This window comes from Serratia sp. 22278, assembly GCF_052045405.1.
In the GTDB taxonomy this organism is placed as follows: domain Bacteria; phylum Pseudomonadota; class Gammaproteobacteria; order Enterobacterales; family Enterobacteriaceae; genus Serratia; species Serratia marcescens.
Genome location: NZ_JBQEOW010000006.1, coordinates 97,802 through 119,286 on the forward strand (window position 1 = coordinate 97,802; position 21,485 = coordinate 119,286).

The window sequence follows — 21,485 nt, forward strand, 5'->3', positions numbered from 1 at the left end:
ATCAGGCAAAGAAGCTCAGGATGGTATTGATTACCGTACGCTGATTGACATCAGACATATTGTAGAACAGCGGCAAGCGCACCAGACGCGCGCTTTCCTGCGTGGTGTAACGATCTTCGCCGGCAAAGCGGCCGAACTGTTCGCCGGCCGGGCACGCGTGCAGCGGGATATAGTGGAACACCGCCATGATTTCGGCTTCCTTCAGGTAGTCGATAAAGGCCGTGCGCTCTTCGATATCACGCAGCTTGATATAGAACATGTGCGCATTGTGCTCACAGTCCGCCGGCACGATCGGCAACTCGATGCGCCCTGACTGCGCCAACGGCAGGAAGCTGTCGTAGTACTTCTGCCACAGAGCCAAACGGCGCTGGTTGATGCGTTCCGCCACTTCCAGCTGGCCCCACAGGTAGGCGGCCTGCAGGTCAGACATCAGATAGCTGGAACCGATATCGCGCCAGGTATATTTGTCCACCTGGCCACGGAAGAACTGACTGCGGTTGGTGCCCTTCTCGCGGATGACTTCCGCCCGATCGATCAGAGCCGGATCGTTCACCAGCGTCGCGCCGCCTTCGCCGCCGGCGGTGTAGTTTTTGGTTTCATGGAAGCTGAAGCAGCCGATATGGCCGATGGTGCCCAATGCCTTGCCTTTGTAGGTCGACATCACGCCCTGCGCGGCGTCTTCCACTACGAACAGGTTATATTTCTTCGCCAGCGCCATGATGGTATCCATCTCGCAGGCGACGCCGGCGTAGTGCACCGGTACGATCGCGCGGGTTTTATCGGTGATCGCCGCTTCGATTTTGGTTTCGTCGATATTCATGGTGTCCGGACGCAGGTCGACGAACACCACTTTGGCGCCGCGCAGCACAAAGGCGTTGGCGGTTGAAACGAAGGTAAAGCTCGGCATGATCACTTCGTCACCCGGCTGGATATCCAGCAGGATGGCGGCCATTTCCAACGACGCGGTGCAGGAAGGCGTCAACAACACTTTCGCGCTGCCGAAACGCTGTTCCATCCACTGCTGGCAGCGACGGGTGAAACCGCCGTCGCCGCACAACTTGCCGCTGCCCATGGCAGCCTGCATATATTCCAGTTCAGTGCCAACAACCGGTGGAGCGTTAAATGGAATCATGTCTACCTCTGTATAACCAATACGCGGTGCTTTCAATCACGGCACCCTGTCGTTGATAGAGTCGTAATGCGGCGATATTGCCTACCTGGGTCGCGACCCGCAGGCGCTGCATCCCTTGCCGTCGACATTCGGCGATCGCCGCCGTCATCAGCCTGGCGCCCACGCCCCGGCCGAATGCACCGGGGAAAGCCGCCAACAGGCCGATGCGCGTTTCCTGGCCGCCAATGTCACGCAGGCTGACAAAGCCTTCGGGTTGCCCCTGGTTGTTCAGTACCAGCAAACATTGATGATCAAAGGTGCCCAGCACCGCTTTTTCGATCCAGGCCGCATAGAATCGCCCACTATCGGCGCGATCGTACCACGGTGCACGAAACCGGCTGGCGGCGAACACCTCACCGGCGGCAGCCCGCAATGACGGGATATCCTCGGGAACGGCCAGACGCACCGCAGCCGCCGAAGCGACATCGGCCGTCGTGCTTTCAGACGCAACGTTCACTGCCAGGTCCACTTCCCCTTCGACCAGCCGGAATCCCAGCGCCGACAGCGCATCGGCCCACTCCAGGCGGCAAGCGGGGATTTTGGCCTGCACCAACGTATAAGCATCCAAATCAGCCTCGGCCACGGGCGCTGCCGAGCTATCGAAATGTAACTTGGCGCTTTTCAAGTGGAAGAAGTCGCTCTCCCAATTCAGCGGTTCAATACTGGCGTGGACGCGCATGCAATAAATCCAGTAAGTATTTGCCGTAACCGGTTTTGGCCAGCGTCTGAGCCGCGCGTTTCACGCCCTCATCATCCAGCCAGCCATTGCGCCAGGCGATCTCCTCGAGACAGGCGATTTTAAAGCCTTGGCGTTTCTCGACCGTCTGCACGAAGCTGCTGGCTTCCAGCAGACTGTCGTGAGTGCCGGTGTCCAGCCAGGCAAAACCGCGCCCCAACAGCTCGACGGCCAGCTCTCCGCGTTCCAGATACATCTGGTTAATGCTGGTGATTTCCAGCTCGCCGCGCTCAGAAGGCTTCACCTGTTTGGCAAACTCCACCACCTGGCTATCGTAGAAGTACAGGCCGGTCACCGCCCAGTTAGACTTCGGTTTAACCGGTTTTTCTTCGATCGACAGCGCACGGAAGTGGTCGTCAAACTCCACCACGCCAAAGCGCTCGGGATCCATCACCTGATAGCCAAACACGGTCGCGCCGGTGGTGCGCGCTGCAACGCTTTTCAGTTTGGGACTGAACCCCTGACCAAAGTAAATATTGTCACCCAATACCAGGCAGCTCGGCTCACCGGCCAAAAATTCTTCGCCGATCAAAAAGGCCTGAGCCAGGCCATCGGGACTTGGCTGTTCGGCATAGCTGAGATTAATGCCGAATGCTTCGCCGCTGCCCAAAAGCCTCTTGAATGAAGGCAGATCTTCCGGCGTGGAGATAATCAGAATGTCTTTGATTCCCGCCAGCATCAGCACCGACAACGGGTAATAGATCATCGGTTTGTCGTAGATCGGCAGCAGTTGCTTGGACACACCACGAGTAATCGGATGCAGACGCGTACCGGAACCGCCAGCCAGAATAATACCTTTCATACGTACTCCAAAACCCGCCGCGCCGCCGCAAAGCGGCGCGGCGTTAGATTAATCTGACAACCCCAAACGCTCGCCGGCATAAGAACCGTCTTGCACCCGGCGCCACCAGGTTTCGTTGTTCAGGTACCAAACCACGGTTTTGCGAAGGCCGCTTTCGAACGTTTCCTGTGGCCGCCAACCCAACTCGCGATCGATTTTGCCGGCGTCGATGGCGTAACGCATATCGTGGCCCGGGCGATCCTTCACGTAAGTGATCAGATCGCGGTAGTGCGCCACGCCCTGCGGCTTGTTCGGCGCCAGTTCTTCCAGCAGATCGCAAATGGTCTGCACCACTTCGATATTCTTGCGCTCGTTATGGCCGCCGATATTGTAGGTTTCGCCTACCACGCCTTCGGTCACGACCTGATAGAGCGCGCGCGCGTGATCCTCGACATACAGCCAGTCGCGCACCTGCGCGCCGTTGCCGTATACCGGCAGCGGTTTGCCGGCTACCGCATTCAGGATCACCAACGGAATCAACTTTTCCGGGAAGTGATAAGGGCCGTAGTTGTTCGAACAGTTGGTCACGAGGGTCGGCAAACCGTAGGTGCGCAACCAGGCACGCACCAGATGATCGCTCGACGCCTTGGAGGCGGAATACGGACTGCTCGGTGCATATGGCGTGGTTTCGGTGAACAGATCGTCGGTGCCGTGCAGGTCGCCGTACACTTCGTCGGTGGAGATATGATGGAAACGGAAAGACTGCTTCTTCTCCGCCGCCAACGGCTGCCAGTAATGGCGCGCCGCTTCCAGCATCGTGTAAGTGCCAACCACGTTGGTCTCGATAAAGGCCGCCGGGCCATCGATAGAGCGATCGACGTGGCTTTCCGCCGCCAGGTGCATCACCACGTCCGGCTGATACCGGGCAAATACCCGATCCAGCTCAGCACGATCGCAGATGTCGACCTGCTCGAAAGCATAGCGCTCGCTCTCGGCCACCACCGCCAGCGACTCGAGGTTACCGGCATAGGTCAGCTTATCCACTACCACCACGCTGTCGCCGGTGGCCTCGATGATGTGCCGCACAACTGCGGAGCCAATGAAACCGGCGCCACCGGTCACCAAGATACGCTTCAACGCCAGACTCCCTTGGTATCCACCACCCAGCTTTGCTTGATCTCTTCCGGCCGGATGGCCTTGAACTGTTGGTGATCGACCAACATCACGATCACATCGGCCTGCTGCAACGCCTCAGCGATTGGCATCAACGTCACATGGCCCGCCAGCGACTTCGGCAACTGTTCGACGTTCGGCTCCACCGCCAGCGTTTCGCCGACGTGCCATTCGGCGATCAGGTGCGCCACTTCTACCGCCGGGCTTTCACGCAAATCGTCGATATTCGGCTTGAAGGCCAGGCCGAAGCAGGCAATTTTCACCTCGGACGCGCGCTTATCGGTGGCGGCCAGGCAATCGGCCACCGCCGCTTTCACCCGGTCGACCACCCACAGCGGTTTTCCGTCGTTCACCAGGCGTGCGGTGTGGATCAGGCGCGCCTGCTGCGGGTTTTGCGCCACGATAAACCACGGATCGACGGCGATGCAGTGACCGCCTACGCCCGGCCCCGGCTGCAAAATATTCACCCGCGGATGGCGGTTCGCCAGGCGGATCAGTTCCCAGACGTTGATCCCCTGTTCGGCGCAGATCAACGACAATTCGTTGGCAAAGGCGATATTCACGTCGCGGAAGCTGTTTTCCGTCAGCTTGCACATCTCGGCAGTGCGCGAGTTGGTGATCACGCATTCGCCCTCGAGGAAAATCTTGTACAGCGCGCTGGCACGTTCCGAGCACTTCGGCGTCATGCCGCCGATCACGCGGTCGTTTTGAATCAGCTCTACCATCACCTGCCCCGGCAACACGCGCTCCGGGCAGTAGGCGATATTCACGTCCGCCGCTTCGCCCGCTTGCTGCGGGAAGCTGAGATCGCTGCGCGCCTGCGCCAACCATTCCGCCATCTGTTCGGTGGCGCCCACCGGCGAGGTGGATTCGAGGATCACCAGATCGCCTTTTTTCAGCACCGGCGCCAGCGATTTCGCCGCCGCTTCAACATAGGCCAGATCCGGCTCGTGATCGCCCTTGAACGGCGTAGGCACCGCGATCAGGAATGCATCGGCCGCCAGCGGCTTGGTCACCGCCTGCAGGAAACCGCCGTCGACGGCGGCCTTGACCACTTTGTCCAGATCCGGCTCGACGATATGGATCGCGCCGCGGTTAATGGTATCTACCGCATGTTGGTTAACATCTACACCCACCACTTTTTTCTTGCGAGAAGCAAACGCCGCCGCCGTTGGCAAGCCGATATAACCCAGGCCGATAACCGAAATAGTGTCAAAACTCATAGTGTCACCTGATGATTCTTTAAAGCTTCGAGGATACGCTGACAGGCATGCCCGTCGCCGTATGGGTTGTGCGCCCGGCTCATCGCGTGATATTCGCTTTCGTCCGTCAACAGCCGGGTCACCGCTTCAACAATTTTGGACACATCGGTGCCGACCAGGCGCACCGTGCCCGCATCTACCGCCTCAGGGCGCTCGGTGGTGTCGCGCATCACCAGCACCGGCTTGCCTAACGAGGGCGCCTCTTCCTGAATGCCGCCGGAGTCGGTCAGGATCATGTAAGCGTGGGTCATCAGATAGACAAACGGTAAATAATCCTGCGGCTCGATCAGCATGACGTTGTCGATGCCTTTCAAAATGCGATTCACCGGCTCGCTGACATTCGGATTGAGATGCACCGGGTACACCACCTGCACTTCCGGGTGGCTGCGGGCGATCTCCGCCAGCGCGCTGCAAATCCGCTCAAAACCGCCGCCAAAGCTTTCCCGGCGATGGCCGGTGACCAGAATCAGTTTTTTGTCGGCATCGAGGAACGGGTAACGCTGCGCCAGGCCAGCGCGCAGCGCAGCATCGCTCATCACGCGATCGCGCACCCAGAACAGCGCGTCGATCACCGTATTGCCGGTCACAAAAATACGGTTGTCCGGCAGCAGCTCGCGCAGCAGGTTTTGGCGCGAGTTCTCGGTCGGCGCGAAGTGGAACATCGCCAGATGGCCGGTCAGTTTGCGGTTGGCCTCTTCCGGCCAGGGAGAATACAGATTGCCGGTGCGCAGCCCGGCCTCGACATGCCCGACGGGGATGCGTTGATAGAACGCTGCCAGACTGGTCGCCAGCGTGGTGGTGGTATCGCCGTGCACCAGCACCACGTCCGGTTTAAAGTCTTCCAGCACCCCTTTCAGCCCTTCCAGGATGCGACAGGTGATTTCCGTTAGCCCCTGGCCGGGTTTCATGATGTTCAGGTCGTAATCCGGCGTGATCCCGAACAACCGCAATACCTGATCCAACATCTCACGATGCTGTGCCGTTACGCAGACTCTTGCTTCAAAAGCCTCATCCTGGGCCAGTGCATGTACCAGCGGTGCCATTTTAATGGCTTCAGGCCTGGTGCCGAAAACAGTCAACACTTTCACAGCGAATCTCTTTTGGTCGGTTAATCGCAGGCCCAGCCTGCGAATGGGGCGCTCACGCGCCCTGCATCAGATTATTATATTATTTTTAACTACGCGGCCGACGCGCCAAGGCAACACCCGCGCCAACCAAAGCGCCCATCGCGCCCCACAGAATCAGCCAGAATACCCGGCGCGGGCTGTCGCGTTTTACCGGCTCTTCCGGCGTGCGCAAATAACGGTAGGTCTGGAACTTCTCATCCAACGTCGGGCCAACGTTCAGCGTCGCCAACATTGCGCGGTTCTGATCGTAATCCAGATCGTAGGTCGGGCCGGAGGCCTGCAGGCCTTCCAGACGCGCCTGCAGCATTGGCCGGCCCAGCAAGAACAGATCCGAATCCGGCAACTGTTCTGCCGGGGTGTCGGTTTGCGTGCGGCTGATCCCCTGGCTCTCGGCGATTTTCAGCGCCTGCTGCGTGGTGTTCAGCTCGCGCTTGTAAACCGACTCCGCGACCGCTTCCTGGCGCTTGACCTGTGCCTTCATCGAGGTGGTACGAGCGGCCCACGCCCCCTGGATCTCTTCGTTCAGGTGCAGGGCAGCGCGGTGGCTGGCGAAGGTCACGTATTGACGCAGCAGGCGGTTGGCGTCCGCCGCGGTTTCCGCCGTCAGCTTCACGCCGTCGTTCGGGACTTTTTTGTCGTCGCGCGGCGTGAACAGGATGTTGTTGATCAGCTCGTCGAGCAGCGCCGCATCGGCGCGGGCATCCCCTTCCTGACGTTGCTTGTAGTAATCGCTCTGCAGCCAGAAATCGCGACGCGTATCGTAAGCCGCCAGTTGCATGATGAACTCATTGTACGCTTCATCCGCGATGCTCGGCTGATCGCCGGCCGTCGCCGGCAGCGTGCGCACATCCAGATTACGCAGGAACTGCTGCTGGGAGTAGTAACCGCCCAACGCATTCACCGTGGGTTTGTCTGTGATTGCGGTCGCGCTCCACTCTTGCTTAACCAGATAAGAGACGATCAACGCGACCGCCGCGAACAGCACCGCAATGCCGATAATCCACGGTTTGCCGCGCCACAGGGTGCAGCACAGGCCGCGGATATCGAGTTCGTTATCCACCGCCGGGGTATGCTTGTCAGACGTTGTTTCTGGATTCATCACAGCCAAAAAGCCTCTGGTTAAGATACTTGCTTGTTATCGCTCGAACGCCGCAGGCGACGCTTGATACGCTTAATGTACCGCGCAACCCGCCAGGCGCGCTTGATGCAGTAACCGTACAGGAAGAAAGCAAGCAAGAATAATGCCAACATAACCCACTCTGGGATAAAAGTCAGGCGCTCGCCGATCACGCCAACTGCAGCTAACAACACGGCAGCCAGAGTGATGAGCACAAAAGCCTGCCTTGGCGTAAAACCGGCGCGCATGATCAGATGGTGAATATGTTGACGATCGGGAGAGAAGGGACTCATTCCTTTGCGCAAGCGACGATACATGATCGCTATCATGTCCATCAGCGGAATCGCGATGATCCACAGCGCCGTCACCGGATTGATCGAGCGAGTGGCTCCCTGCGAACTTTGCAGCAGCAACCAAATGGCGGTAAAGCCGATCAGGGTGCTACCGGCATCACCCATAAACACTTTATAGCGGCGGCCGAGGATACCGAGGTTGAGCAAAATATAGGGAACGATGGCAGCGATCATCGCAAAGCACCAGAACGCCAGCTCGTTATGGCCGCTCAGGTACAGCAGCAGGCCCAGCGCACCGAAGGAGACACACGACAACCCACCCAACAAGCCATCAATGCCGTCAACCATATTGAAAGCATTGATAGCCGCCCATACCGCAAACAGCGTCACCAAATAGCCAAAGGGACCCAGTAAGACTTCCCAGTTCCCCAGTACATGGCCAAAGCTGCGCAGATACAAACCGGCGAACACCATCATGGCAATGCCTACCAATGCCTGAACTAACGCTCTGATCTTAACGCTGATATCAAAACGGTCATCCAAGGCACCGATGAACACTAAAATGCCCGCGCAGGTGAGGTAAAGTTCACTGTGTGCAATCTTTTGTTCCGATATAAAGAAAGCGAAACATAGACCGGCATAGACCGCAATACCGCCAACCAACGGAATTAATCCTTGGTGACGTTTACGATAGTTCGGCTTATCAACCAACCCAATGCGTTTCGCTACCTTACGGGCAACAAAGAGGAAAGCTAAGGAGAATAGGAAAACAAATAGAATTTCAGTACTCATAGTGAGTAGGTTCACAATTAACAGATCTCGTAAGAAGATAGGCAGCTTAACATGGGCGACAGGCTATGCCATGAGATCCCGTTGCCTTTCAGTCATTTCTTATGATGCGGGAATTCATTCTCATTCGCCCCAGCACCGCGGCCAATTCCGGCAGTAACATGCCGCATACTCAGATATCGAAAACAAGAAGAATTCTCAATAAGTCGTAGAAACAACTTACTTTTCCATTACCGCTACTTATCGTATCCGCCAAAAGCAAAAAACGCCACGACTAGGCGTGGCGTTCAGCGAATTTTTTAACGAATTATGAGCGTTTCATCATATCGAAGAATTCATCGTTGGTTTTGGTCATCGCCAACTTATTAATGAGGAACTCCATCGCGTCAATCTCACCCATCGGGTGAATGATTTTGCGCAGGATCCACATTTTTTGCAGCTCTTCGGAGGTGGTGAGCAGCTCTTCTTTACGGGTACCGGAACGGTTGTAATCGATCGCAGGGAATACGCGTTTCTCGGCGATTTTACGCGCCAGGTGCAATTCCATGTTGCCGGTGCCTTTAAATTCTTCGTAGATCACTTCGTCCATCTTCGAACCGGTATCAACCAGCGCAGTCGCGATAATGGTCAGGCTGCCGCCCTCTTCCACGTTACGCGCCGCACCGAAGAAACGCTTCGGACGGTGCAGGGCGTTGGCGTCCACACCACCGGTCAGCACCTTGCCAGAGGCCGGCACCACGGTGTTGTAGGCGCGCGCCAGACGGGTGATGGAGTCGAGCAGAATGATCACGTCTTTCTTGTGCTCAACCAGGCGCTTGGCCTTCTCGATCACCATTTCGGCCACTTGCACGTGACGCGAAGCCGGCTCGTCGAAGGTCGAGGCGATCACTTCGCCCTTCACCAGACGCTGCATCTCGGTCACTTCTTCCGGACGTTCGTCGATCAGCAGCACCATCAGCACGCAGTCTGGGTGGTTGTAGGCGATACTCTGCGCGATGTTCTGCAGCAGCATGGTTTTACCGGCTTTCGGCGGTGCCACGATCAGGCCACGTTGGCCGCGGCCAATCGGCGCCGCCAGATCCAGTACGCGCGCCGTCAGGTCTTCGGTCGAGCCGTTGCCGCGCTCCATCCGCAGACGGGAATTGGCGTGCAGCGGCGTCAAGTTCTCGAACAGGATCTTGCTGCGGGCGTTTTCCGGCTTGTCGTAGTTGACTTCGTTGACTTTCAACAGGGCAAAATAGCGCTCGCCTTCTTTTGGCGGACGAATCTTACCGGAAATGGTGTCACCTGTGCGGAGGTTGAAGCGGCGGATTTGGCTAGGGGATACGTAGATGTCGTCGGGACCGGCGAGGTAGGAACTGTCTCCAGAGCGGAGGAAACCGAATCCATCCTGCAATATCTCGAGCACGCCGTCGCCGAAGATATCTTCTCCGCTTTTCGCATGTTGCTTCAGAATGGAGAAGATAATGTCCTGCTTGCGCATGCGGGCAAGGTTTTCCAGCCCCATATTTTCGCCGAGAGTAATCAGCTCAGAAACCGGCGTATTCTTTAATTCGGTAAGATTCATAGTGGTGGGTTCTTAAACTCGGGGTATGTCTCGAACTTGTATCGTGAATGGTATGGCAGCGAAATGCGTGCCTGTTTACTGGACGTTCGATCACCGGGCGCAGAGCCGTCGCGGTAAGAAATGGCTTACATCGGGCGCACGCATTGACGGTTGAAGATCGAAGGTACCTTAAAAATGATTTTTGCAAAACCGTTTGATTGCCAAAACATGGGCTGAGTTCAGTTTACTTTCAACGCCAGTGGTTCGACACAGAGTATAGCTTTAGATTCAAACTCTTTAGATTTAAAACTTCGGGCAAGTTCTATATGCAGTGTGGTTAAACTTAACACGCTTCTTGGCAGGCGTCTAGCGGTGAATTGAACATCACCGCCAGGCGCCTGATACTGGGCTTCCCGCCCGATTACAGATTCGCGTTCAGGAAATCTTTGAGCTGACCTTTGGACAACGCGCCAACCTTGGTCGCGGCCACTTCACCGTTCTTGAACAGCAACAGCGTAGGGATGCCACGGATACCGTACTTAGGCGCGGTAGCCGGGTTCTGATCGATATTCAGCTTGGTGATGGTCAGTTTGCCTTCGAACTCTTCGGCAATCTCATCCAGAATCGGAGCAATCATCTTGCACGGCCCACACCATTCAGCCCAGAAATCGACCAGGATCGGCCCTTCCGCTTTCAGCACGTCAGCTTCGAAGCTGCTGTCAGTCAGGTGAATAATTTTATCGCTCATGTTCTACTCCACAGGATTATGTCTACCTTGTTGGTGTAGCATTAACCAACTCAAGGTGATTTTATTGCACCGCGTTTATTTCAACGGATGTGCTTTCGTAAAGCAATAGTTAGCTGATATTCTACCACACTATGAGCAAAACACACTTGACCGAACAGAAGTTTTCCGACTTCGCCCTGCACCCGTTAGTCCTTGAAGCCCTTGAGAAAAAAGGGTTTCATAATTGCACGCCCATCCAGGCGTTAGCATTGCCGCTCACGCTCTCCGGGCGTGACGTTGCAGGTCAGGCGCAAACCGGTACCGGAAAGACGCTGGCGTTTTTGGCGTCTACTTTTCACTATTTGCTGACTCACCCGGCGAAACAGGATCGCCAGACCAATCAGCCGCGCGCCTTGATCATGGCGCCTACGCGTGAACTGGCGGTGCAAATCCACTCTGATGCGGAAGCGCTCTCCCAGAGCACCGGCCTGAAACTGGGCCTGGCCTACGGCGGCGACGGCTACGACAAGCAGTTGAAAGTGCTGGAAAGCGGCGTGGACATTCTGATTGGCACCACCGGCCGTTTAATCGATTACACCAAACAGAACTATGTCGATCTCGGCGCGATGCAGGTCGTCGTGCTGGATGAAGCCGATCGCATGTACGATCTTGGCTTTATCAAAGACATCCGTTGGCTGTTCCGCCGCATGCCAGCGGCCGATCAACGCCTGAACATGCTGTTCTCCGCTACCCTGTCCTATCGCGTACGCGAACTGGCCTTCGAGCAGATGAACAACGCCGAATATGTTGAAGTGGAACCGGAACAGAAAACCGGCCACCGCATTAAAGAAGAGCTGTTCTACCCGTCCAACGAAGAAAAAATGCGCCTGCTGCAGACGCTGATTGAAGAAGAGTGGCCGGATCGCGCCATCATCTTCGCCAACACCAAGCACCGCTGCGAAGACATCTGGGGCCATCTGGCCGCCGACGGTCACCGCGTGGGCCTGCTGACCGGCGACGTGGCGCAGAAAAAACGCCTGCGCATCCTCGACGACTTCACCAAAGGCAACCTCGATATTCTGGTCGCCACCGACGTCGCCGCGCGCGGTCTGCACATCCCTTCCGTCACGCACGTCTTCAACTACGATCTGCCTGACGACTGCGAAGACTACGTGCACCGCATCGGCCGTACCGGCCGCGCAGGCGCCAGCGGCCACTCCATCAGCCTGGCGTGTGAAGAGTATGCGCTCAACCTGCCGGCGATCGAGACCTATATCGACCACAGCATTCCGGTGAGCAAGTACAACAGCGATGCGCTGCTGACCGATTTGCCGGCGCCGAAGCGCCTGTCGCGCCCGCGCGGCGGCAACGGCCCACGTCGCAACTCCGCGCCTCGTCGCGGCGGCGCGCCGCGCAACAACCGTAAACGTTCGAGCTGATCGCCATGCTCAGTTCCAGCACGCTTTATGCTGCCATCGATCTCGGCTCCAACAGCTTCCACATGTTGGTAGTGCGCGAGGTGGCCGGCAGCATTCAGACTCTGGCGCGGATCAAGCGCAAAGTGCGCCTGGCGGCCGGGCTGGATCAGAACAATCACCTGTCGCATGAAGCCATGCAACGCGGCTGGCAGTGCCTGCGGCTGTTCTCCGAACGCCTGCAGGACATACCGCGCGAGCAGATCCGCGTCGTCGCCACCGCCACGCTGCGTCTGGCGTCCAACGCCGATGAGTTCCTGCAGGCCGCCGAGCAAATCCTCGGCTGCCCGGTACAGGTGATCAGCGGCGAAGAAGAGGCACGGCTGATCTATCACGGCGTCGCGCACACCACCGGCGGGCCGGATCGCCGGCTGGTCGTCGACATCGGCGGCGGCAGCACCGAACTGGTCACCGGCACCGGCGCACAGGCAACGCAGTTGTATAGCCTGTCGATGGGCTGCGTCACCTGGCTGGAACGCTACTTCAGCGATCGCAACCTCGGGCAAGAAAACTTCGAGCGCGCCGAACAGGCCGCGCGCGACATGGTGCGGCCGATCGCACCGCAATTGCGCCAGCAAGGTTGGCAGATCTGCGTCGGCGCTTCCGGCACCGTGCAAGCGCTGCAGGAAATCATGGTGGCGCAGGGCATGGATGAGCGCATCACCCTGCCCAAACTGCGCCAGCTGAAACAGCGCGCCATTCAGTGCGGCAAGCTGGAAGAGCTGGAGATCGAAGGGTTGACGCTGGAGCGCGCGCTGGTGTTCCCGAGCGGCCTGTCCATTCTGTTGGCCATCTTCCAGGAGCTGGGCATCGAGAGCATGATGCTGGCCGGCGGGGCGCTGCGTGAAGGCCTGGTTTACGGCATGCTGCATCTGCCGGTGGAGCAGGATATTCGCATCCGCACCATCCGCAACCTGCAGCGCCGTTACCTGATCGATACCGAGCAGGCCGAGCGCGTCAGCCAGCTCGCCGCCAACTTCTCGCAGCAGGTCGCCAACGAGTGGCAGTTGGATGCGCGATGTCGCGAGCTGTTGCACAGCGCCAGCCTGATTCACGAACTCGGCCTCAGCGTCGATTTCAAGCAGGCGCCGCAACACGCCGCCTACCTGATCCGCCACCTGGACTTACCCGGCTTTACCCCCGCGCAGAAAAAACTGCTGGCCACCCTGCTGCAAAACCAGAGCAACACCCTCGACCTGTCGCTGTTGAACCAGCAAAACGCCCTGCCGCCGCGCACCGCGCAGCGTCTGTGCCGCATTTTGCGCCTGGCGATCATCTTCGCCAGCCGCCGCCGCGACGACACGCTGCCGGCGGTGCGTTTACGCGCCAATCAGGACGATGAACTGACGGTGATCTTGCCGCCGGGTTGGCTGGAGCAGCATCCGCTGCGCGCCGAGGCGCTGGAGCAGGAAAGCCACTGGCAGAGCTACGTCCACTGGACGCTGCGGTTGGAAGAACAACGTTGACATGACAAGGGCGCGATGAGCGCCCTTTCTTTTTAATTCCCGCCTTTGGCCTTGGCCAGCTGGGCGCGGATATTGGCCAGATGGCTCTGCCCCTTCTGCATCCGCTCCTGCGGGCTCACCACTTTGCGCTCGGTTTCCCACGCCAAATCGTCCTGCGGCAGCTCCAGCAGGAACCGGCTCGGCTCCGGCCGCACCAGCTCGCCGTACTGACGGCGCTCGCGGCACAGGGTGAAAATCAGCTCTTTTTGCGCGCGGGTGATCCCCACATAGGCCAGACGCCGCTCTTCATCGACATTGTCTTCGTCGATGCTGCTCTGATGCGGCAGCAGACCCTCTTCCATGCCCACCAGGAACACATAAGGGAACTCCAACCCTTTGGAAGCGTGCAGCGTCATCAGCTGTACCTGATCCAGCTCCTCTTCACTTTCGCCGCGTTCCATCATGTCGCGCAGAGTGAAGCGCGTCACAACCTGGGTCAGCGTCATCGGCTCGTCCAGATCGTTGCCTTCCAGCATTTCCGTCATCCAACCGAACAGCGTGTTGACGTTTTTCATCCGCATTTCGGCGGCCTTCGGGCTGGTCGAGGTTTCAAACAGCCAGCTCTCATAATCCACGCCGCGGATCAGATCGCGCACCGCCGCCACCGGCTCACGCTCCGCCTGCTGGGCGATGCCGCCCAGCCAGTGGGTGAAACGCTGCAGCGATTCCAACCCGCGCCCGGTCAGATGCTGGCTCAGCCCCAGATCGAAGCTGGCATGGAACAAACTCTTGTTGCGCTGGTTGGCCCACTCGCCAAGCTTCTGCAGCGTCGCCGGGCCGATCTCGCGCTTGGGGGTATTGACGATGCGCAGGAAGGCGCTGTCGTCTTCCGGGTTGGTCAGCACGCGCAGGTAAGCCAGCAGATCCTTGATCTCGGGGCGAGAGAAGAACGACGTACCGCCGGAAATCTTGTACGGGATGCGGTTCTGCATCAGCATCTTTTCAAACACCCGCGACTGGTGGTTGCCGCGGTACAGGATCGCATAGTCGCCGTAATTGGTCTTTTTCACGAAGTGGTGGGCGATCAACTCCCCCACCACCCGCTCGGCTTCGTGATCCTCATTGTTGGCGGTCACCACCTTCAGCTCTTCGCCATACCCCAGTTCAGAAAACAGCCGCTTTTCAAACACGTGCGGGTTATTGGCGATCAGAATGTTGGCCGCCTTCAGAATGCGCTCGCTGGAACGGTAGTTTTGTTCCAGCTTGATCACCTGCAGCGCCGGGAAATCTTCCTTCAGCAGCACCAGGTTCTGCGGCCGCGCGCCGCGCCAGGAGTAGATCGACTGGTCGTCGTCGCCCACCACGGTAAAGCGCGCGCGGTTGCCCACCAGCAGCTTCACCAGCTCGTACTGACTGGTGTTGGTATCCTGGTACTCATCCACCAGCAGATAGCGGATGCGCTGCTGCCAGCGTTCGCGCACCTCTTCGTTGCGTTGCAACAGCAGCGTCGGCAGCAGGATCAAGTCATCGAAGTCCAGCACGTTGCACGCCCGCATATGGGCGTGGTACAGGCCGTAGCAGTGGGCGAACAGCTTGTCGCGCTCCGAGCGCGCCAGCTCCGCCGCGCGCTGGGGATCGATCAGGTCGTTTTTCCAGTTGGAGATGGTCGAAATCAGCTGCGCCACCAGCGTTTTATCGCTTTCCAGCCACTTTTCGGTCAGCTCTTTCAACAGCGCCAGCTGATCCTGGTCGTCGAACAGCGAGAAGTTGGACTTCATGCCCAGCGCCACATATTCCCGCTTGATGATTTCCAGCCCCAGGGTGTGGAAGGTGGAAATCATCAGCCCGCGCGCCTCTTTGCGCCCCAGGGTTTGCGACACGCGCTCTTTCATCTCGCGCGCGGCTTTGTTGGTAAAGGTCACGGCGGCGATGTGCCGCGCCTGATAGCCGCAGTGGTGGATCAGGTGGGCTATCTTGTTGGTGATAACGCGCGTCTTGCCGGAACCGGCACCGGCCAACACCAGGCAGGGCCCGGTAACGAATTCGACGGCTTGTTGTTGGCTGGGGTTTAATCGCATGGTGCTGGCTTGCTCGACTGTAAAACGTGGAAGGGAATTGTAGCAGAAAGCGCCGATGAGATTTAGCGGGTATAATCAGCGCAATTTTCGCATCGACAAAGGCAATACCATGGCAAAAACGGCGTGCGCCCTGCACATTCTGGTAGACAATGAAAAGCTGGCCAACGAGCTGCTGGCCAAGCTGAAGCGCGGCGTCAGCTTCGACACGCTGGCGCGCAAATATTCGAGCTGCCCGTCAAAACGCAACGGCGGCTCGCTGGGCGAATTCAACAAGGGCGCGATGGTGCCTGCGTTCGATAAAGCGGTGTTCAGCATACCGCTGCTCAAACCTTACGGCCCGGTCAAAACCCAGTTCGGTTACCACATCATCAAGGTGCTGTATCGCAACTGAGGGGGCCTGAGCCCCCTGTCGCGATATTACTGCGCGCCGGCGTCCGTCGCCGGCGCAGCCACCGCAGCGTCGGCCGGTTTGGCTTCTTCCGTCACCACCGCCGGCGCCGGCATCATGATGCCGTCATAAGTTTCCTGCAGCTGCTTCATGCTCATTTCCGGCTCGCCTTTCGGCTGCATCAGCACCAGCGTCGCCTCCTGAGACAGCTGCAGCTTCAGCGCCTGATTCAACGTCTCCAGCGTCAGGCTGGACAGGAATTCCTGGCGCAGCTTCTGATACAGCTCCGGCGCGATATCCACCACCCCGCTCTGCTGCGAACGCAGGCGCTGGCTCATCAGCACATCGGTGTCGGTGCGGGCGTAGGTCGCGAACAGCTTGCTCAGCTGATCGTTTTTCTGCGCCAGCAGCGCATCGAATTCTTCTTTCGACAGGCCGTTGTCACGCACGTTGGCCAGCTCGCGGGCGATAAAGCCCAGGCTGCCGTTCAGATTGTTGTTCGGCGTATCCAGATGAATGGCGCACTGCCCGCGCTGGTACTGCACGCGGCAGTCAAAGCCCAGATGCAGGCTCTTCTGGTCGCTTTTTTCCAGCGTCTGCTGAAGATGCCAGAACAGCGCCTCGCGGGCGAGATCGCCACGCCAGTAACGAAGCAGGCTCTGCGAATCGCGAATCGGGTGCCACGGCGAATCCCACATGATCGACAGCGTATCCTGTTTCACCTGCTCGCTGATCAGGCTCACCGGCTGCTGCGGCAGCGGTGTCAGCGTCGGCATCGGGGCCGGGGTTTCACGTTTACCTTGCAGCGGCGAGAACGCCTTGTTGATCTGCTCGCCCAGGCTGCGGCTGTCAACCTTGCCGACCACGAACAGCGTCATGGCGTCCGGGGTATACCACTGCTGATAAAATTTCTTCAACTGCTCGAGGTTGACCGGCCGTTTCGCCGGCTGAGCCGGATCGTGCGCCAGCAGCGTCGAACCTTTCAGGCGGTAACGCCACCAGACATCTTGGGTATTGGGCGGGAAAGTGCCGACCGGATTGATGGTGGAATTCATCACCGCGTGCACCGTATGCTCGTCGATCGCCAGTTTGCCGGTGGTGTCCGCCAGCCAGGCCAGCGCTTCTTTCAGCAGGTCGGGCCGGTTGTTCGGCAGGCTGAGGTTATACATGGTGAAATCATACGAGATGATAGCCGGCGGCAGCGGCCGCTCGTTATCCACGCTCTGTTGCCACAGGGCGCGCAGCTGCGGCGCGGTAAAGCTTTCGCTGCGCGTCAACGCCAGCCGCGGCAGCAGGTGGGCGAAACCGGTCTGCTGCGAAGACTCCACCAAAGAGCCGGTATTGACGATCAGCCGCAGTTCCACGCGGTCGCTTGGCCGCTGAGGCGTATCGAGAATCTGCCATGAAAACCCGTTGGCCAGCGCCCCCTGCTGCCAGGCAGGATCGGGTTGTAGTGCTTCAGCCTGCACGCTGCTACTGGCTGCAGCCAATAGCAGCCCACCAACTATAAGATGAATTCTGGTGCCCTGCATGTGAACCCCTACTTAATGACTATCCAATTTCTTATGCAAATGCGTGTATTCCATTCAATGGAATCATAAAAATACGCCCTGAGTTTCACGGTGGGGCGGAAAGCAGAAAGTGTACCATCGTGTTAGACCGCGCGCCTTTGCGGATGTCACTCATTAGAGTGAAAAATAATGGATTGCGGGGTTTTTAATGCAAAAAATCGTTACGAGGCAGGGGAAGAAGCTCACCGGCCGCGGATGCGGCCGGTGATTTACCGCCGATATCAGGCGGAAGGCAGCGTTTTGTCCGCGCCGGTGTTTTTGTTGTTCAGCGTGTCTTTCAGCTGTTTTTCATCCAGCTGGTTACACCATTTTGCCACCACCACGGTCGCCACACCGTTGCCCACCAGGTTGGTCAGCGCGCGGGCTTCCGACATAAAGCGGTCGATGCCGAGGATCAGCGCCAGGCCGGCCAACGGCAGGTGGCCGACGGCGGAGATGGTGGCGGCCAACACGATAAAGCCGCTGCCGGTCACGCCCGCCGCCCCTTTGGAGGAGAGCAGCAACACCACCAGCAGGGTAATCTGATGCATGATATCCATGTGGGTGTTGGTCGCCTGAGCGATAAACACCGCGGCCATGGTCAGGTAGATAGAGGTGCCGTCCAGGTTGAAGGAGTACCCGGTCGGAATAACCAGACCCACCACCGATTTCTTGCAGCCCAGCTTCTCCATTTTATCCAGCATGCGCGGCAGCGCGGATTCGGACGACGAGGTCCCCAGCACGATCAGCAGCTCTTCTTTGATGTAGTTGACGAATTTGAAGATGCTGAAGCCGTTGGCGCGGGCGATGCTGCCCAACACCACCACCACGAACAGGATGCAGGTGATATAGAAGCACACGATCAGCTGGCCGAGTTGCACCAGGGTGCCGACGCCGTATTTACCGATGGTAAACGCCATGGCGCCGAAGGCCCCCAGCGGCGCCAGGCGCATGATCATGTTGATGATGCCAAAAATCACCCGCGAGAAGCTGTCGATCACGTTGTAGATCAGCTGCCCTTTGTCGCCCAGACGATGCAGGGCGAAGCCGAACAGCACCGCGAACAGCAGCACCTGAAGAATGTTGCCGCTGGCGAACGCGCCGATCACGCTGCCGGGGATGATGTCCAGCAGGAACGGGATGATGCCCTGCTGCTGCGCCTGCTCGGCGTAGACCGCTACCGCTTTGGCGTCCAGCGTGCCGGGATCGACGTTCATGCCGGCGCCCGGTTGCACCAGGTTGACGATCACCAGGCCGATAATCAGCGCGATGGTGCTGACGATTTCAAAATACAGCAGCGCGATGGCGCCGGTGCGCCCTACCGCCTTCATGCTTTCCATGCCGGCGATGCCGGTCACCACGGTGCAGAAGATCACCGGCGCGATGATCATCTTGATCAGTTTGACGAAGCCATCGCCCAGAGGTTTCATCTCGGCGCCGAGGTCAGGGTAGAAATGGCCAAGCAGGATACCCAGCGTGATCGCCGTCAGCACCTGAAAATAGAGGCTCTTAAAGATCGTTGTTTTCATATGAACATCCTATGGGGGGAAGACACGCATCAGGCAGCAGTCTAAAAATCCAGCCTGTTCATCGCTTGCGCGGAAAATAACACCCACTTAACAACATGGAAATAATTTGTTGCACCCACCGTGTGGGGTTGATGTGAATTTAAGAGCTGAAACGCGTCAGTCGGGGTGCAAAGCTGAAAATTGCGTAAGCCTTTGTTTGCACTAACGCAAAAGAGGTAGATAAAGAATGGCGATTTTCGGACGAGGAAAAGTACCGGAAAGGTATCGCGACGCTCACCGCGCCGCGCGGCAAAACTCGGCTTCGAACGCTTCGCGCGGCAGCGGCCGGGCGAACAGGAATCCCTGCCCACTGCGAATGCCGTGCTGCAGCAGCCAGTCGCGCTGTTCGGCGTTTTCCACGCCTTCGGCCATTACCGGCAACGCCAGCACTTCGGAGATCGAACTGACGATGCGCACCATCGCATCGTCGGCCGGCAGCCCCTGAATGAAACTGCGGTCGATCTTAATCAAATCGATCGGCAGGGATTTCAAGCGGTTGAGGTACTCCAGGCTGGAGTAGCCCATGCCGAAGTCGTCCAGCGCGATCGACAGCCCCAGGTCGTGCAGCTCGCGCAGCAGCGCCAGGGCGCGATCGAGATCGTCGATGCGTACCGTCTCGGTGATCTCCAGCAGCAGCTTGCGCGGATCGATCCGATACTGCGCCAGCAGGTTTTTCAGATGCGGGACGAACGCTTCATCCTGCATCTGAATTCCGGAAACGTTAACCGCCAGCGGCAGCGCAATGCCGCGTTGTTGCCAGTCCGCCAGGATGCGGCAAGACTCTTCCAGCACCCAGTTGCCGAGAGGCACGATCACGCCCAGCTCTTCCGCGAGCGGGATAACGTCGGCCGGCAGGGTATAGCTGCCGTCATACTGCTGCCAACGCAGCAGCGCTTCGGCGCCGATCACCTCGTTGGACTGCATGTCGATCTGCGGCTGCAGGAACAGCGTGAAATGCCGCTGCTCGATGCCGTGCAGGATCTCGCTCTCCTGCGTCAGCCGCTTCTGCGTGCGTTCCGTCAGGCTGGGTTCGAAGAACAGGATCTGATTTTTTCCTTCGCGGTGCGCGGACATCATCGCCGAGGTGGCGCTGCGCAGCAGCTGTTCCGCACTCTCCCCCTGATTGAGGTAGTGCGCGATGCCGATGCTGGCGTTGGGCCGCAGCGCCAGACCTTCCAGCGTCAACGGCGCATTGATCTCCGCCATGATGCGCCGCGCCAGCTGCATGGCGTGGAACGGCCGCTCGATACCCTTGGCCAGAATGGCGAATTCGGTATTGCTCAGCTGCGCCAACACGCCGTTTTCGTCGATGCAGCCGCGCAGCTTCTTCGCCAGCGCCAGCAGCAGCGCTTCGCGCATCGCCGGGCTCATCACGCCAGACGCTTCATGCAGCGTCTCGATGCCGATCACCAGCAGGTTAAAACGCTCAGGGCGCAGACTGGAGGCGATATGCTGTTCCAGCAACGCGTTCAGCAATGCAGGATTCGGCAGTTCGGTCACCGGGTGGCGGGTGCTCAGGCGGCTCATGTCGGCATGCGCCTTGGCCAGCGTCTGTTGATTGCGGTTGTAATTGCGCACCAGCAGGCCGAGCTCATCGTCCTGGTGCAGCGCCGGCAGCATCAACTGGTGATAGGGCGCTTCGTCCTGCGAGATGTTCTCCAGCTCTTTGGCCATCGCGCGCAGCGGATGCACCATCAACCGGTTCATGCACCAGGTGATGGCCACCGACAGGATCAGCGCCAGCAACAGATAGGTCGACAGCATGGTCGACAAAATGCTGAGGATAAACTGGTACATGCGGAACGAATCGGCTTGCAGCACCAGATAGGCCAGCGGCTGCTGGTTGGCCGGCACCCGTTCCAGCGAATAGAGCGGCACGGAAATTTGGATAGGTAGCTCAAACAACCGGGCGATCAGCGTCGGCACCGGCCGCTCCGGCGGGAAATTGGCGTGCAGCGCCTGAAACTCGTTCGGCAAGACGATATCCGCCCGGCTGAGAATGCCGACCGGCAACAGCGTGTTCAGCACCCTTTTGGCTTCCGGCACGTCCATGCGCAGCACCGCCTCCGCCAGCGGCTGGCGCACGGAGTGGGCGATATTCTCCAGTTGCTGGGCGTAGTCATCCCTGCGCTGCTGCACAAAGTGGAATAACTGGATCACGATAAAGATGCAGATCGTAACCAGCGCCACGCCGGACACTGTCGCCATCTGCTTAATCGTTAACGAACGCCTGACCCGCAAACCTGCTCTCCGTGAAAT

The 21,485-nt window shown here is 58.6% G+C and carries 17 protein-coding genes; 3 read left to right on the forward strand and 14 right to left on the reverse strand.

Translation table 11 applies throughout. The features are described from left to right. Position 1 precedes the first annotated feature (1 nt). The 10 genes from rffA to trxA form a co-directional block, all read right to left on the reverse strand. Positions 2-1,132: a dTDP-4-amino-4,6-dideoxygalactose transaminase gene (rffA, locus tag ACTJJ6_RS13420; RefSeq protein ID WP_033634227.1), complete on the reverse strand. Its 1,131-nt coding sequence runs from the start codon at positions 1,130-1,132 to the stop codon at positions 2-4. Continuing rightward, a complete protein-coding gene (gene rffC / locus ACTJJ6_RS13425; protein WP_016929504.1) occupies positions 1,119-1,850 on the reverse strand; it encodes a dTDP-4-amino-4,6-dideoxy-D-galactose acyltransferase in 732 nt (243 codons plus the stop codon). The genes rffA and rffC overlap by 14 nt, the downstream gene beginning before the upstream one ends. Then, positions 1,828-2,709, reverse strand: a complete 882-nt coding sequence (gene rfbA / locus ACTJJ6_RS13430; RefSeq protein ID WP_016929505.1) for a glucose-1-phosphate thymidylyltransferase RfbA — start codon at positions 2,707-2,709, stop codon at positions 1,828-1,830. The genes rffC and rfbA overlap by 23 nt, the downstream gene beginning before the upstream one ends. A gap of 48 nt (positions 2,710-2,757) precedes the next feature. Continuing rightward, positions 2,758-3,825, reverse strand: a complete 1,068-nt coding sequence (rffG, locus tag ACTJJ6_RS13435) for a dTDP-glucose 4,6-dehydratase (protein ID WP_049300314.1) — start codon at positions 3,823-3,825, stop codon at positions 2,758-2,760. Further along, positions 3,822-5,084 (reverse strand): UDP-N-acetyl-D-mannosamine dehydrogenase, encoded by a 1,263-nt coding sequence (gene wecC / locus ACTJJ6_RS13440; RefSeq protein ID WP_016929507.1) that lies wholly within the window; start codon positions 5,082-5,084, stop codon positions 3,822-3,824. The genes rffG and wecC overlap by 4 nt, the downstream gene beginning before the upstream one ends. Further along, positions 5,081-6,211: a non-hydrolyzing UDP-N-acetylglucosamine 2-epimerase gene (gene wecB, locus ACTJJ6_RS13445; protein WP_028127626.1), complete on the reverse strand. Its 1,131-nt coding sequence runs from the start codon at positions 6,209-6,211 to the stop codon at positions 5,081-5,083. The genes wecC and wecB overlap by 4 nt, the downstream gene beginning before the upstream one ends. Before the next feature lie 85 nt (positions 6,212-6,296). Further along, positions 6,297-7,349 (reverse strand): ECA polysaccharide chain length modulation protein, encoded by a 1,053-nt coding sequence (gene wzzE / locus ACTJJ6_RS13450; protein WP_016929509.1) that lies wholly within the window; start codon positions 7,347-7,349, stop codon positions 6,297-6,299. A gap of 20 nt (positions 7,350-7,369) precedes the next feature. Continuing rightward, positions 7,370-8,467: a UDP-N-acetylglucosamine--undecaprenyl-phosphate N-acetylglucosaminephosphotransferase gene (gene wecA, locus ACTJJ6_RS13455; RefSeq protein ID WP_028127624.1), complete on the reverse strand. Its 1,098-nt coding sequence runs from the start codon at positions 8,465-8,467 to the stop codon at positions 7,370-7,372. A gap of 289 nt (positions 8,468-8,756) precedes the next feature. Further along, the gene (gene rho / locus ACTJJ6_RS13460) at positions 8,757-10,016 is read right to left on the reverse strand and encodes a transcription termination factor Rho (protein WP_004934188.1); all 1,260 of its coding nucleotides are present in this window, start codon (positions 10,014-10,016) and stop codon (positions 8,757-8,759) included. Between the two features lie 400 nt (positions 10,017-10,416). Continuing rightward, a complete protein-coding gene (trxA, locus tag ACTJJ6_RS13465; protein ID WP_004934187.1) occupies positions 10,417-10,743 on the reverse strand; it encodes a thioredoxin TrxA in 327 nt (108 codons plus the stop codon). Positions 10,744-10,874: 131 nt separating this feature from the next. Here trxA and rhlB point away from each other — a divergent pair, with 131 nt between their 5' ends. Then, entirely contained in the window at positions 10,875-12,161 is a 1,287-nt protein-coding gene (rhlB, locus tag ACTJJ6_RS13470; protein WP_015376249.1) for an ATP-dependent RNA helicase RhlB, read from the forward strand. Positions 12,162-12,166: 5 nt separating this feature from the next. Next, the gene (ppx, locus tag ACTJJ6_RS13475; RefSeq protein ID WP_016929512.1) at positions 12,167-13,663 is read left to right on the forward strand and encodes an exopolyphosphatase; all 1,497 of its coding nucleotides are present in this window, start codon (positions 12,167-12,169) and stop codon (positions 13,661-13,663) included. A 32-nt stretch (positions 13,664-13,695) separates the two neighbouring features. On the opposite strand, the gene rep is transcribed toward ppx, so the two are convergent. Further along, the gene (gene rep / locus ACTJJ6_RS13480) at positions 13,696-15,720 is read right to left on the reverse strand and encodes a DNA helicase Rep (protein WP_004934177.1); all 2,025 of its coding nucleotides are present in this window, start codon (positions 15,718-15,720) and stop codon (positions 13,696-13,698) included. 109 nt (positions 15,721-15,829) lie between these two features. On the opposite strand from rep, the gene ppiC reads away from it, so the two are divergent. Then, positions 15,830-16,111, forward strand: a complete 282-nt coding sequence (ppiC, locus tag ACTJJ6_RS13485; protein ID WP_004934175.1) for a peptidylprolyl isomerase PpiC — start codon at positions 15,830-15,832, stop codon at positions 16,109-16,111. A 26-nt stretch (positions 16,112-16,137) separates the two neighbouring features. Here ppiC and ACTJJ6_RS13490 read toward each other — a convergent pair whose 3' ends face one another. The 3 genes from ACTJJ6_RS13490 to hmsP form a co-directional block, all read right to left on the reverse strand. Continuing rightward, positions 16,138-17,640, reverse strand: coding sequence for a M16 family metallopeptidase (locus ACTJJ6_RS13490; RefSeq protein WP_028127369.1), 1,503 nt, complete (start codon positions 17,638-17,640; stop codon positions 16,138-16,140). 260 nt (positions 17,641-17,900) lie between these two features. Beyond that, complete coding sequence (locus tag ACTJJ6_RS13495) at positions 17,901-19,187, reverse strand: dicarboxylate/amino acid:cation symporter (protein ID WP_016929514.1); 1,287 nt, start codon at positions 19,185-19,187, stop codon at positions 17,901-17,903. 273 nt (positions 19,188-19,460) lie between these two features. Next, positions 19,461-21,467, reverse strand: coding sequence for a biofilm formation regulator HmsP (gene hmsP / locus ACTJJ6_RS13500; protein WP_028127370.1), 2,007 nt, complete (start codon positions 21,465-21,467; stop codon positions 19,461-19,463). Positions 21,468-21,485: the final 18 nt, after the last annotated feature.